At 67.6% G+C, this 12608-nt stretch carries 15 protein-coding genes; 3 read left to right on the top strand and 12 right to left on the bottom strand.

Annotated features, from left to right (window positions below):
- Positions 1-50: 50 nt before the first annotated feature.
- The 7 genes from ACFWU5_RS08555 to ACFWU5_RS08525 all read right to left on the bottom strand — a co-directional run bounded on the left by ACFWU5_RS08555 (position 51) and on the right by ACFWU5_RS08525 (position 6486).
- Positions 51-152 carry a 30S ribosomal protein bS22 gene (locus tag ACFWU5_RS08555; RefSeq protein WP_003402602.1) on the bottom strand — a complete coding sequence of 34 codons (102 nt, stop codon included), beginning with the start codon at positions 150-152 and terminating at the stop codon, positions 51-53.
- 189 nt (positions 153-341) lie between these two features.
- Positions 342-623 carry a helix-turn-helix domain-containing protein gene (locus tag ACFWU5_RS08550; protein ID WP_228537168.1) on the bottom strand — a complete coding sequence of 94 codons (282 nt, stop codon included), beginning with the start codon at positions 621-623 and terminating at the stop codon, positions 342-344.
- A 144-nt stretch (positions 624-767) separates the two neighbouring features.
- Complete coding sequence (gene proC / locus ACFWU5_RS08545) at positions 768-1586, bottom strand: pyrroline-5-carboxylate reductase (protein WP_379243437.1); 819 nt, start codon at positions 1584-1586, stop codon at positions 768-770.
- Positions 1587-1614: 28 nt separating this feature from the next.
- Entirely contained in the window at positions 1615-2481 is an 867-nt protein-coding gene (locus ACFWU5_RS08540) for a thioesterase family protein (protein ID WP_379243439.1), read from the bottom strand.
- Positions 2482-2557: 76 nt separating this feature from the next.
- On the bottom strand, positions 2558-3442 hold the full coding sequence (locus tag ACFWU5_RS08535) for a sugar phosphate isomerase/epimerase family protein (protein WP_379243441.1): 885 nt from the start codon (positions 3440-3442) through the stop codon (positions 2558-2560).
- Positions 3443-3458: 16 nt separating this feature from the next.
- Complete coding sequence (locus tag ACFWU5_RS08530) at positions 3459-5417, bottom strand: hypothetical protein (RefSeq protein WP_379266627.1); 1959 nt, start codon at positions 5415-5417, stop codon at positions 3459-3461.
- Between the two features lie 82 nt (positions 5418-5499).
- The gene (locus ACFWU5_RS08525; protein ID WP_379243445.1) at positions 5500-6486 is read right to left on the bottom strand and encodes a hypothetical protein; all 987 of its coding nucleotides are present in this window, start codon (positions 6484-6486) and stop codon (positions 5500-5502) included.
- A gap of 65 nt (positions 6487-6551) precedes the next feature.
- On the opposite strand from ACFWU5_RS08525, the gene ACFWU5_RS08520 reads away from it, so the two are divergent.
- Both ACFWU5_RS08520 and ACFWU5_RS08515 read left to right on the top strand, forming a co-directional pair.
- The gene (locus tag ACFWU5_RS08520) at positions 6552-7430 is read left to right on the top strand and encodes a hypothetical protein (RefSeq protein ID WP_379266626.1); all 879 of its coding nucleotides are present in this window, start codon (positions 6552-6554) and stop codon (positions 7428-7430) included.
- A gap of 70 nt (positions 7431-7500) precedes the next feature.
- A complete protein-coding gene (locus ACFWU5_RS08515; RefSeq protein WP_379243449.1) occupies positions 7501-7830 on the top strand; it encodes a hypothetical protein in 330 nt (109 codons plus the stop codon).
- A 57-nt stretch (positions 7831-7887) separates the two neighbouring features.
- Here ACFWU5_RS08515 and ACFWU5_RS08510 read toward each other — a convergent pair whose 3' ends face one another.
- From ACFWU5_RS08510 to ACFWU5_RS08500, 3 genes are all read right to left on the bottom strand, one after another.
- Positions 7888-8577, bottom strand: a complete 690-nt coding sequence (locus ACFWU5_RS08510) for a response regulator (RefSeq protein WP_379243451.1) — start codon at positions 8575-8577, stop codon at positions 7888-7890.
- A complete protein-coding gene (locus ACFWU5_RS08505) occupies positions 8574-9812 on the bottom strand; it encodes a sensor histidine kinase (protein ID WP_379243453.1) in 1239 nt (412 codons plus the stop codon). Before ACFWU5_RS08505 ends, ACFWU5_RS08510 begins: the two co-directional genes overlap by 4 nt.
- A gap of 130 nt (positions 9813-9942) precedes the next feature.
- Complete coding sequence (locus ACFWU5_RS08500; RefSeq protein WP_379266625.1) at positions 9943-10347, bottom strand: winged helix-turn-helix transcriptional regulator; 405 nt, start codon at positions 10345-10347, stop codon at positions 9943-9945.
- Positions 10348-10425: 78 nt separating this feature from the next.
- Here ACFWU5_RS08500 and ACFWU5_RS08495 point away from each other — a divergent pair, with 78 nt between their 5' ends.
- On the top strand, positions 10426-11199 hold the full coding sequence (locus ACFWU5_RS08495) for an NADPH-dependent F420 reductase (RefSeq protein WP_379266623.1): 774 nt from the start codon (positions 10426-10428) through the stop codon (positions 11197-11199).
- Between the two features lie 109 nt (positions 11200-11308).
- Here ACFWU5_RS08495 and ACFWU5_RS08490 read toward each other — a convergent pair whose 3' ends face one another.
- A complete protein-coding gene (locus ACFWU5_RS08490) occupies positions 11309-11656 on the bottom strand; it encodes a DoxX family protein (protein WP_379266622.1) in 348 nt (115 codons plus the stop codon).
- Positions 11657-11853: 197 nt separating this feature from the next.
- A complete protein-coding gene (locus ACFWU5_RS08485) occupies positions 11854-12591 on the bottom strand; it encodes a phosphoglyceromutase (protein WP_379266621.1) in 738 nt (245 codons plus the stop codon).
- Between the last annotated feature and the right edge of the window lie 17 nt (positions 12592-12608).

The raw sequence follows: 12608 nt of genomic DNA, 5'->3' as shown, positions 1-12608 counted from the left end.
GCGAGAGCCCGCCACCTCGAAGGTGACGGGCTCGTCGCAGGCACGCAGGCTTACTTGCCGAGTTTGCGACGCTGAACACGCGTGCGGCGAAGCAGCTTGCGGTGCTTCTTCTTCGACATACGCTTGCGGCGCTTCTTGATCACAGAACCCATAGGGTTTCCTCGCGTTCTCTCTACTCGGCATACACACGCGGTCTTCACGTGCGTCGTTTGGCGCCCGCGCCGCCGGGGCAACCGGACACCACGAACGGTGCCACCGGCAGGCGGACACGAACCAGTGGTCCATGCTACCGGGGCACCCGAGCAGCAACGAAACCGCCCTTGTACCTGGCCGAACTACATCTATCCGGCGTCGAAATACGACGTCTCCAGGTAGTCGTGCACCGCCTTCGCGTGCACTCGGAACGAGCGTCCGACACGCACCGCGGGCAGTTCACCCGAATGCACGAGCCGGTACACCGTCATTTTGGAGACCCGCATGAGATCGGCGACTTCGGCGACGGTGAGAAACTGTGTGCCGCCGCCGATCACCGTTTGCGGGGTGGCGCCGACCCGCGGCGCGGGCGAACCCGAACCACCGCCCGACGCCGATGGATTACTGGACATTCTGTTCGCAGACATCATGGCACCATTGACCTCCGGCACGCCCGCGCCGCCGGCTTCCCCACCAGCGGAACAGACACGCACGTGCTTCTACGAGCTTAGCGGGACCAGTGGGATTACTGCGACGGGTGGGAGAAATCGGTTTTCAAACCGAGTACCCGTTCGTCACTCGTTCGTTGCGCCGTGTTCGGCCGAGCGTCGCTTGGCCGCGTGCAGGGCTTCGATGAAGGTCGAACGCAGCGCGCCACGTTCGAGTTCGCGCAGGGCGGCGGCGGTGGTGCCACCGGGTGAGGTGACCGCGACGCGCAATTCCGCGGCGCTCTGCCCGGTCTCGTCCAGCAGCGCGGCCGAGCCGATCATGGTCTGCACGACCAGTTCGCTGGCCACATCGTGCGTGAGCCCGAGGCCCACGCCGGCGTCGATCATGGCCTCCACGACCAGGAAGAAATAGGCCGGACCCGAACCGGACACCGCGGTGACCGCGTCCATCTGCGCCTCGGGCACGGTGACGACCTTGCCGACGGCTTCGAGCATGTCGCCGACCAGTTCCAGCTGCTCGGGCTTGGCGTAGCGGCCCGGCGACTGCACGCTCATCCCCTGCCCGACCAGCATGGGCGTATTCGGCATCACCCGAACGACCGGGAAACCGGCGGGCAGTTTCGACTCGAGCCGGGCGGTGGACACACCCGCGGCCAGCGACACCAGCACCTGGTCGCGACCGTTGTCCAGATCGGCCTTGGACAGGTCGGTGAGCACGGAGTCGACCACGCCGGGCTTGACCGCGATGACCACGATGTCGGCGCCCTCGACCGCGTCGGCGACCGACCCGCTCACCCGCACCTTGAACCGCTCGGCCAGCTGCGCGGCGCGGGCGGCGACCGGCTCGACCACGACCAGATCCTTGGTCGCCCGACCGGATTCCAGCAATCCGGCCACCAGCGCCTCACCGATCCGACCGCCACCGACCACCGCAATTCTCGTCATGACAACAAGATTAGTGGGCCGGACAGCCTCAGCGCGCCGCCGGGATCAAAGCCAGCTGGCGACTCTGCGCCACCACGGCACCGGTGGAGTCGATGACCAGGTGGTCCTCGTCGAACATGCGCTCGCCGACCTCACGGGCGGTGGCGATCACGCGCAACCAGCCGGGGGCGGGGATGCGGCGCAGGTAGGTGGTCATCTGGACCGTGGGCGACCAACCGAAGTGGCCCAGGTTCATCGGCACCGGCGGGCTGATGTCGGCGGCCATCATCGCGAAGGCGGCGCGGGCGCGCGGATCGGTTTCGTCGCCGTCGAACGGACGGATCCACAGCCGCAGCCGGGGCGGACCGGTCTCGCCGCGTAGGAATTCACCCCAGGTGGGGTCGATCAGCAGGTGCGCACCCTGGCTGACGTGCACGATCTTGCCCATCGGCGAATCCGGGCTGTACCGGATGGCTTCGTCGCTGGGTTCGGCGGGCATGTCGGTTTCGGGGCCGGTCCAGCTGGTTTCGGTGGAGTCGAGGTACCCGAAGGTGAACGCGGTGCGCACCAGGGTGCGGCCGTTCTGGATCAGGTCCACGTCGGCCAGGCAGATCTGGCGGCCCTTCTTGCGAATGTGGACCGCGTATTCGACCTCGCCGGGGTCCGGGGCGCCGAGGAAGTCGGTGCTGGCCGCGATGGGTGCCATCTGGGCGAGAGACTCGTCGGTCTCGGTGAGCCAGCGGGTGGCCGCGGCGGCGGTCGCGGCGACCATGGTGCCGCCGTGCACCTTGGGTCCGATGGTCCAGGTATCGCCGATGACGCCGGCGAAGCGCCCGGTCTCGGCGTCGGTGGTGGTCAGCTCGGTCAGGTCCAGGACCTGGCTGAACGGCGCATCGGTCGCGAGCTCTCGCGTCATCGTCACTCCTGGTCGAAGGGGCCCAGCGGGATTCGTACAGCGTACAAGCCTGCACGCGCCCCCACTATTCCCCCGGTCACGGCAGGTCGGCGTGGTGCGGCTGGGGGTCGGGCGATGCGCCGGTGAGGTGGCGGCGGGCGAAATCCAGGGTGCGCGACAGTTGGGCTGCGCGTTGGGTGGTGGTTCGCGCGTTCTGGGTGTTGATCTCCGCGACGGCGTGGCCGCGGAAACCCGTGTGCACCAAGTGTTCACACAGTTGCGCGCAGGGTTGGGTGCCGTCGCCGGGGACCAGGTGTTCGTCGTGGGCGGCGCCGCGGCCGTCGGCCAGGTGCAGGTGGACCAGGCCGCTGCCCATGCGGCGGGCCAGCTCGAGGGCGTCGGTGCCCGCGGTGGCGGTGTGCGACAGGTCGAGGGTGTAGTGGTCGAAGCCGATGTCGGTCGGGTCGTACGACGGGCTGAATGCGCTCACCGCACGTCCAGGGCCCGCGCGGCGTTCCAGCCTGCGCACCGCGCCCTCGCGGAACAGGGTGTCCGCGCGCATCGGGAACATGTTCTCCACCGCGACCTTCACCGGGTGATGCGCCTCGAGCTCACCGACCTGATCGGCGAAACCCTTGGCGTAGCGACGCTGCCAGCGAAACGGCGGGTGCACCACGACCGTGTCCGCGCCCAGCGCCTCGGCGGTGCGCACGCTGCGTTCCAGCTTGGCCACCGGGTCGGCGCCCCAGACCCGTTGCGAGATCAGCAGACACGGCGCGTGCACGGCCAACACCGGAACGCCGTAGCGCTTGGCGTAGGACTGCACGGTGGCGATGTCCTGGCTGGCCGGTTCGGCCCAGACCATCAATTCCACACCGTCGTACCCTAATTCGGCCGCGTATCGGAACGCGGCCTGCGTGTTCTCCGGATACACCGAGGCCGTCGACAGCCCGATCGCGATGTCCGCTCGTGCGTTCCCCACAGCCCACTCCCTGTATTCAGCTGGTACTGAGGAGAAAGGCTAGCGGTCCCAGCGTCACGAAGACGCCCACGAACACCGCGATCACGGTGCTGAAGATGTCATCGGTGCGGCGCAGGATGCGCACCAGCGCGACCAGACCGAGAATCACCACCGTGGCCAGGGCCAGCGCGACCCACGGCATGGTCTCCCACATGACCTCGAAACCCTTGAACAGCAACATCCCGGCGATCGCCGCGCCGACGCTCTGCGCGCCCAGAATCATCCACTGTCGACGGTTGTCGTTCTCGTCGGAGCCACGCGCCATGCTCGACACGCGTGCGGCCCGGTCGGCCAACGACCCACCGGCCCGATTGCCCGTCTTCCGGCTCGCAACTTTCGACTCGCCGGACTTGCCGCGACCGGCCACCTTCGACTTCGCCCGACCCGCGACCTTCGACGCGGCGGCCTTGGTCGCGGCCCGCCTGCCGGCTCTGGTCGGCTTCGGTTCCGGTTCGTAGTCGTCGTAGTCGTCGTCGTACTCGACGTAGTCACCGTCGGAGTAGTCGTTGTCGACGTAGTCGCGGTCGTCGTACTCGGATTCGGCGTAGTCGTCGGTGTCGGGCTCGTCGCCGGTGATCGGGTCGACGTCGAGGCGATGCACCTCGGTGTGCGCGTCGGCCGCACGATCGGCGCGCTGCCGCAGCAGATCCCCGGCCACGGACTGCCCGGAAACCAGCGGCTGCTCCTGGCTGACCGGCGACCACGCCGCAGTCGGGAACCCGCCGCTCTCGGGCGCGGCCTTGTCGGGCCGATGCCGACGCGCGGACCACGACGGCAACCCACCGGACTTCGGCTCCGCCGACCCCCGCCGACGATCCAGCGACGGCCGCTTGTCCGCCGGTGCGGCACCACGCGTGGGCACATCGACACTCGGCGCGACGTTGTAGGCCTGCGTGGCGTTGGGCTCGAATCCGCTCGGCGCGGGCGCATCGAACCCCGGCGCAGACTCGAAACCAGGAGCAGGCTGGTCGAAACCAGCAGCAGGGAACCCCGGCACGGCCTCACCAGAACCGTTGCGCCCGTTGAAACCTCGCGCACCCGAAGCAGGCCGCCCGTCGAAAGACTCACCCGGCGGCCCATTGAACCCCGACGCGGGCCGCCCGTCGAACGCCCCACCGCCCTGACCGAACCCACCATCGAACCCAGGATCAGGAAGACTGTCGAACCCCGAACTCTGCCCCGGCCGCCCCATGAACGCCCGCGGCGCATCGATCCCCGACTCGTACAGCGGAGCGTCGAACGACCGAGCCGCAGGCGGCTCCACAGCCTCTTCCGCAGCCTCGGCAGCCCGCCGACGAGCCGCCCGCCCACCACTCACCGGCGGCGAGGGCTGCGCGACCTCAGACTCCTCGGGCCGATGCCGACGACCCCCACCGACAGCCGGCATCGCACCCGACCCGAAAGCTTCGGCGATGGCCGGATCAACCGGTTGCGAAGCACCACCGGGCACCCCGAGCCGATTCGGTCCACGCCCACGGGCACCGGCGTCACGCGCCTCGGCCCGGAACGGCCCGAACGGATCAGACGACGGCCGCTGCTCGCCCAAGCCCAGCGGATCCGGCGTCGAAGCATGGGGATCGAAGCGAGTGATCGGCCCCGACATCGGCGAGAAAGCCGGCTCAGCCGGACCGGGCGGCGGGTACGGCGCGGGCTGGTAACTCGCGGGCGGTTCGTAACTGGGCTCAGGCGGGTAGCTCGGCGCGGGTTCGTAGCTCGGCGCGGGCGCATAAGCGGCCGGCGCGGGAGGTGCCGCGGGCGCTGCATGGGAGTTCGGCTTCACAGCCGCGTTCTCGCCGGTCAGATCATTGACCGACACCCCACGCCCACTGCGCCGCCGTCGGCCGCCACCACCGGAGGCCGCGGGTGCGGCACCCTGTGCGGCATTGCGAGCCAGCAGCTCCGCCACCGATAACTGCTTGGAATCCTCGCCACTCATACTGCGTCCTTCCGGCACGCTCTACTGCCTCGCGAACGCACGCGAGCCACCGCCTCCGGCCTGGTCGTGCGAACCTGCCCGTTCATGCCGTCTCCACCTCTGCGACCGGGGTCACCGGCGGTTGTTCGACCGGTCCTCCGCCATTGGGTTCGGAGTCCAGTTTGCGCAGGATAAGTCCTTCGCGCAGCGCCCAGGGACAGATTTCGATGCTGTCCAGCGATAACGCCCGCATGCTCGCCTCCGCGACCAGCGCACCGGCTACCAGTTGTTGGGAGCGGTCGGAGCTCACGCCTTCCAGTTCCGCGCGGTCCGAGGCGGTCATCCGGGAGATGAACGCGATCAGCTGGCGCAGACCGGAGCTGGTCAGTGTCCGGCGCACACGCGGTCCGGCGGCCGAGGGTGCGGCACCGGTCAGGCGGGCCAGCGAACGGAAGGTTTTGGAAGTGCCGACGGCCAGGTCGGGCTTGCCCGCCTCGATCATGATCTTGGACGGGGCGACCAGTTCGGCGTCGAGCCAGTCGCGCAGCACCGCGATCTTGCGCTTGCCCGGCGGGTCGTCGCGCAGCCACTCCCGCGTGAGCCTGCCCGCGCCCAGTTGCAGCGACAGCGCCACGTCGGGTTCCTCGTCGCCGCCGTTGGACAGCTCGAGCGAGCCGCCACCGATGTCGAGGTTGATGATCCGGCCCGCGCTCCAACCGAACCACCGGCGCACCGCCAGGAACGTCAGGCGAGCTTCGTCGTCGCCGGACAGCACCTGCAGATCGACCCCGGTCATGGACCGCACTCGGGCCAGCACTTCCTCGGAATTGGTCGCCTCGCGCAGCGCCGACGTCGCGAACGGCATCAGCTCCACGCATTTGGAATTGCGGGCCAGGTCAGCGAATTCGGCGATGGTCGCGATCAGTCGCGCCTCGCCTTCCTCGGTGATCCGGCCCATCGAGTCCATGCTCTCCGACAGGCGCAACGCCGACTTCGACGAGCTCATGGGCATCGGGTGGCCACCACGATGCGCGTCCACCACGAGCAGGTGGACGGTATTGCTTCCGACATCGAGAACACCAAGCCGCACACGAATACGGTACTTGGTGATCCGGTACAACAGGCCAGGCGACTGAACTGTTAGCGTCTGCGATTGTGACCGAAGGCGTATCTGGCACCGCACAGACCCGGCTCCGACCTGCGAATAAGATCGATCCGGCCCCGGAAGTCGAGTTCGATTTCCCGCGCGAGTGGATCGAGTTCACCGACCCAGCAAACGACGAGCACCAGATCGTGGCCGATCTGACCTGGTTGCTGTCGCGCTGGACCTGCGTGTTCGGCACGCCCGCGTGCCAGGGCATCATCGCCGAACGCCCCGACGACGGGTGCTGTTCGCACGGCGCTTTCCTCGCCGACAAGGACGATCGCAAGCGCCTCAACGGTGCTGTGAAGATGCTCACACCCGACGACTGGCAGCTCATGGGCGAGGCCACCGAGAACGGCAAAGTCGTCAAGAAGGGTTACCTCGAACTCGACGAGCTGGAGGACGAACCGGCCCTGCGCACCCGCCGCTTCGACGGCGCCTGCATCTTCCTCAACCGCCCCGGTTTCGCCGCGGGCCCCGGCTGCGCGCTGCACATCATGGCCGTCCGCAAGGGCATCGAGCCCCTGGAAGTGAAGCCGGACGTGTGCTGGCAGCTGCCGATCCGCCGCACCCAGGACTGGGTGGAACGCCCCGACGGCGTGCAGATCCTGCGCACCGTGGTCACCGAGTACGACCGGCGCGGCTGGGGTCCGGGCGGGCTGGATCTGGACTGGTATTGCACCGGCTCCCCCGACGCGCACGTGGGCACCAAGCCGGTGTGGCAGTCCTACGGCCCGGAGCTGCGTGAGCTGCTCGGTGCGCCCGCCTACGACGAACTGTCGCGGCATTGCCGACGACGCGAGGGTCTGGGCCTGGTCGCGGTGCATCCGGCCACGGTGGAGGCAGAGCGGCTGCACCCCGAGGCTCACACCCCGAATCACGCGCAGTGAGACCCTCGCAACAGTCCGGTTCACCTGCTCGCCATGCGTTCGACACCGAGATCGGGTTGAGTATCGGTTCATGTCGAAGAAAGCGCTTTCCCTGGCGACGCTCGTGATCGGCGCCACCCTCACCATGACCGGCCTGGCAAATGCCGAACCCAACGGCGATCCGGCGCAGTACGCCGACTTCACCTCGAGCTTCGTGAACTACACCGATCCCGCGGCACTGAACGCGATCAAGGACGGCAAGTTCATCATCGTGTCCACCATGGGCACCTCCTCCACGATCGCCTGCCGTGGCAACGGCGCCGACGTGCCGATCTACGACTGCATGCAGGAAGACGCCTTCGGCTGGGTCTCGCTGAAGAAGATGGACACCCCCATCGGCGTCGCCTGGTCGGCCGTGTAAGCCTGGAAATACACAAAACCCGGCATCACCTCGATGCCGGGTTTTTTCGTGTCTGAGTCAGGCCTCGAGCTTGTAGCCGAGGCCTCGCACGGTCACCAGGTGCTCGGGCTTGGCCGGGTCGGCTTCGATCTTCGAACGCAGACGCTTCACATGCACGTCCAGGGTCTTGGTGTCGCCCACGTAGTCCGCACCCCACACCCGGTCGATCAACTGTCCACGGGTGAGCACGCGACCGGAGTTGCGCAGCAGGTATTCGAGCAGGTCGAACTCCTTGAGCGGCAACGTGACCTGCGCACCGTTGACGTGCACAGTGTGCCGATCCACATCCATGCGCACCGGCCCGGCCTCGAGCACACCGTTCTCGCTGCCCGAGTCCAGCTCGTCGCCCGCACCGCGGCGCAGCACGGCCCGGATGCGCGCGATCAGTTCGCGCGCGGAGTACGGCTTGGTGACGTAGTCGTCGGCGCCCAGTTCCAGCCCCACGACCTTGTCGATCTCGCTGTCGCGCGCGGTCACCATGATCACCGGCACGCCGCTGCGGGTGCGCAGCTGCTTGCACACGTCGGTGCCGCTCATGCCGGGCAGCATCAGGTCCAGCAGCACGATATCGGCGCCGGAGCGGTCGAATTCGGCCAGTGCGGACGGGCCGTCGCCCACGACGGTGACGTCGAAGCCTTCCTTGCGAAGCAGGAACGCCAGCGGTTCGGCCAGCGAATCCTCGTCTTCGACGATCAACACACTCGTCATCTGCGTGCCTCCACACCGTTCGTTCGTCCCGCGAGAGTGCGCGCGACGTTGGTTTCTCTCGTGCTGGGCTCGGGCGTCTGCTCCACGTCCTCGTCCCCATCGGTTTCCAGATGGGCGGGGATGCGCAACGTGAACGTCGAACCGGTGCCCAGTTTGCTCCACAGGGTGATCTCGCCGTTGTGGTTGGCCGCCACGTGTTTGACGATCGCCAGGCCGAGGCCGGTGCCGCCGGTGGACCGCGAGCGGGCCTTGTCCGAGCGGAAGAACCGTTCGAACACCCGTTCCTGGTCTTCCTTGGCGATGCCGATGCCACGGTCGGTGACCGCCATCGCGACATGATCGCCGCGCAGCGACCGGCTCACCGACACGTGCGAGCCCTGGGGTGAATACGCGATCGCATTCTCCACCAGATTCGACAGCGCGGTCACCAGCAACGTTTCGTCACCGAGCACTTCCAGCCCGCTGGGCCGGTCGGTGCTCACGGTGATGCCAGCGGCCTCGGCGGCGGTGCGCGAGCGGTCGACCGCCTGCTGCACCACCGTGTCGACATCGACCACGGCCAGGTCGGGCAGTTTCTCCGCACCCTGCAGCCGCGACAGCGCGATCAGCTCGGTGACCATCTTGCCCAGCCGCCGCGATTCCCCCAGCACCCGCGAACCGAAGTGGCGCACCGCGTCGGGATCGTCGGCGGATTCCAGCATGGCCTCGGCCAGCAGGCTCATCGCGCCGACGGGAGTCTTGAGTTCGTGGCTGACATTGGCGACGAAGTCGCGTCGGGTGGCTTCCATGCGGGCCTGCTCGGAATCGTCGTCGGCGAACAGCACGACGAAGCTGGTTTCCTCACGAGACAGTTTGCGGGCCACGCCACGCACCGCGATCCGGCCGCGACCGGGCAGCGGGTTCTTGGCGGTGAGGTCGTATTCCGCGGATTCGCCGGTGGCCAGCACTTTCTCCACCGCGGCCCAAGCCCGTTCGTCGAGCAACCGATTACGAACCAGTCCGAGCTCTTCCGCGCGCGGATTGACCAGCACCACATCGCGATACTCGTCGACCACCGCGATCCCGGACTCCGACGCGAGCACGATCAGGTCGAGCACCTGCGACATGGTCAGCCCGGTGTCTTCCTGGGTTCGAGCGGCCTGTCTGGCGTTGACGTACGGGATCAGCAAGCCACCGACTGCCAGTCCCACGACAGCCGCGAGGACTGCCAACAGCACGGCCTGCGGAACACTCACACCATTGATCGTACGAGTGCGCACCGACATCCCGGCGCCGGGTCGACGAAGTTCAACGCAGGTCACGGGCACTTGGCACGGCGTTGGTTTGCCGTTCACCCAGCAGGCACTTTCACATCCGCCGGGCGTGTCAGCCGGTCGATTCGCCGTACATCGCGGCACTCACCGCGGCCCCATGCCGGTCGACCCATGCACCGAGCGCATAAATCGGAACCAGCAGATCCCGCCCCGCTTCGGTGAGTTCGTACTCCACCCGCGGCGGCGCTTCGGCATACCGCCGCCTGCGTACCAGCGTCATCGCCTGCATCCGCCGCAAGGTCTGGGTGAGCATCTTCTGACTGATCCCGCCCGAGCCTGCGAGAAGTTCGCTGTGACGTTGCGGACCATCGCGCAGCAGATACACGATCACCGGCAGCCACGAATTCGCGAACAGATCCACCGCCATCCGCGCGGGACAGTCGGCCTCATAGTCGCCGTAGGGCGGGAACTGCGCCGCGGTGGTCACGTGTTCCAGCGTGCCACCGTCGATAGGCACCCGGAAGTGCCTTTCGAACTTTCTAGCGTCGGTGTGGTCGATGCCATCGGGCACGACATGCCCATCACAGGAGTTCTCATGCGAATCGGAATCATCGGCGCGGGCGCGATGGCGTCTGCCCTGGGCGGCGGTTGGGCCGCGGCGGGTCACGAGGTACGGATCGGCGCCCGCTCGGCAGACTCGGCGCGCGCGCTCGCGGCCGAGATCAACGCGGTACGCGGCGGGAGCTTGCCGCACGACCATCGGCAGGTCGACGCGAACGGAACGCCCGCCGCGGGTCTACATCCCGCCGACCCTGCCACAGTGCTGGGCAGCACCCCGGTCGACGCGACGACCATCGACGCGGCGATCGCCTTCGCCGATGTGGTGCTGCTCGCGGTGCCGGTGAGTGCTCTCACCGAACTGCTCAGCGCACACGGCCACGACCTGGCCGGGAAGGTCGTCATCGATTGCACCAACGCGTTTCTCCCCGACGAATCCGCCCCCGAAGGCGTCACCGCGTTCGTGCTGAGCGAGGACGCGGTGGCCGAGCGGATCGCGGCAGCCGCACCGAAAGCCCACGTGGTCAAGGCTTTCAACCTGATCGCCGCCGAAGTCTGGGCAGGCACTGACCGAGTCTTCGACGGTGTGCGTTTGGCCGTCCCGATCTGCGGCGACGATCCCGAAGCCGTCCGAACAGTGGCCCAACTCGCCGAAGACCTTGCCCTGCAACCATTCCTGGCAGGCGGACTGCACCGAGCCAGATACCTGGAGGCCACCTCGGTCTTCACCGTGGGCCTGTGGTTCGCGGGCTGCGACGCCCGCGCCATGCTTCCGCCGCTGTCGGCCGCTTTCGCCGTGGCCGACGCCTGAACAACGGACAGCCCGGCGTAATCGTCCAAAACGACGCTCGAAAATCAGTTTTCTGATTATTTCGAGGCGAATTGGGTGATTACGCCGGGCTCGGGCGGCCCGCAACGGTTCACACCGCGAGGCCGAGACCCAAGGCGACGGCGACCGGGGCCAGGTACAGCACCGGGAACGCGACGGTCTTGTACGACCGCGCCCGCAGCACCGTCACCACCGCACCGGCGAAGTACAGGATCAGCCCGATCGCGGCGAGAACCCCGATCACCGGCACGAACAACCCGATCAGCAGCCCGATCGAGCCGAGCGCCTTGGCGATCCCCAGCGGTGCCCACCACGTCTGCGGAACGCCGTATTCCACCAGCGGTTCCACCACGAACGGTGCCCGACGCAGCAGCGAGAACGCCGAGAACCCGACCCACAGTGCGGCGACGACGGTGACGATGACGTAGGCGGTATTCATGCGCGTAACTCCTTCGGCGGCCACGTTTTTCGCGGCGTCTACAGAAGTGACGACATAACCGGCGCGAGTGTGACATCGCGGCCGGGCCGACCTGCGGATCATGGTCGGATCGACGCCGCGTCGCCGGTGAAACGCGTCCAGCAGCGCAAAACGGCCCCACACCGCGCAACGGTGTGGGGCCGACCGAACGAAAAGGGTTACTTACCGCCCTGGTTGGCGACAGCGGCAGCACCGGCAGCGGCAGCGGCCGGGTCCAGGTATTCCGCGGCCTTCACCGGACGCATGTTCTCGTCCAGTTCATAAACCAGCGGGATACCGGTGGGGATGTTCAGGCTGGAGATGTCCTCGTCGGAGATGCCGTCGAGGTGCTTGACCAGCGCGCGCAGCGAGTTGCCGTGGGCGGCGACCAGCACGGTCTTGCCGGTGCGCAGTTCGGGCGCGATGGCGGTCTCCCAGTACGGGACCATCCGCTCGACAACGTCTTTGAGGCATTCGGTCTTGGGGACCTGGATGCCGGCGTAGCGCGGGTCGTCGGCCTGGCTGTACGGGTTGTCGGGCTGGATCGGCGGCGGCGGGGTGTCGTAGCTGCGACGCCAGAGCATGAACTGCTCCTGGCCGTATTCCTCGCGGACCTGCTCCTTGTTCTTGCCCTGCAGGTTGCCGTAGTGGCGTTCGTTGAGGCGCCAGTCACGCACGACCGGGATCCACAGCCGGTCGGCGGTGCCCAGCGCGTTGTCGGCGGTGCTGATGGCGCGGCGCAGCAGCGAGGTGTAGACGATGTCGGGCAGGATGCCTGCTTCTTTGAGCAGTTCACCGGCCCGTTTACCCTCGGCGATGCCCTTGTCGGTCAGTTGCACGTCCACCCAGCCGGTGAACAGGTTGAGGGCGTTCCATTCGCTCTCGCCGTGGCGCAGCAGCACGAGGGTGTAGGTCATAGAGGCCATTCTGACAT

Origin of the sequence: Nocardia sp. NPDC058640 (assembly GCF_042716995.1) — a bacterium.
Classification (GTDB): Bacteria; Actinomycetota; Actinomycetes; order Mycobacteriales; family Mycobacteriaceae; genus Nocardia.
This window is presented reverse-complemented; position numbering and strand designations above follow the sequence as displayed.

Coding starts and splice junctions, on each gene's coding strand:
- ACFWU5_RS08555 (WP_003402602.1), bottom strand. CDS start 152: ATGGGTTCTGTGATCAAGAAGCGCCGCAAGCGTATGTCGAAGAAGAAG.
- ACFWU5_RS08550 (WP_228537168.1), bottom strand. CDS start 623: ATGATGTCTGCGAACAGAATGTCCAGTAATCCATCGGCGTCGGGCGGT.
- proC (WP_379243437.1), bottom strand. CDS start 1,586: ATGACGAGAATTGCGGTGGTCGGTGGCGGTCGGATCGGTGAGGCGCTG.
- ACFWU5_RS08540 (WP_379243439.1), bottom strand. CDS start 2,481: ATGACGCGAGAGCTCGCGACCGATGCGCCGTTCAGCCAGGTCCTGGAC.
- ACFWU5_RS08530 (WP_379266627.1), bottom strand. CDS start 5,417: ATGAGTGGCGAGGATTCCAAGCAGTTATCGGTGGCGGAGCTGCTGGCT.
- ACFWU5_RS08515 (WP_379243449.1), top strand. CDS start 7,501: ATGTCGAAGAAAGCGCTTTCCCTGGCGACGCTCGTGATCGGCGCCACC.
- ACFWU5_RS08510 (WP_379243451.1), bottom strand. CDS start 8,577: ATGACGAGTGTGTTGATCGTCGAAGACGAGGATTCGCTGGCCGAACCG.
- ACFWU5_RS08495 (WP_379266623.1), top strand. CDS start 10,426: ATGCGAATCGGAATCATCGGCGCGGGCGCGATGGCGTCTGCCCTGGGC.
- ACFWU5_RS08490 (WP_379266622.1), bottom strand. CDS start 11,656: ATGAATACCGCCTACGTCATCGTCACCGTCGTCGCCGCACTGTGGGTC.
- ACFWU5_RS08485 (WP_379266621.1), bottom strand. CDS start 12,591: ATGACCTACACCCTCGTGCTGCTGCGCCACGGCGAGAGCGAATGGAAC.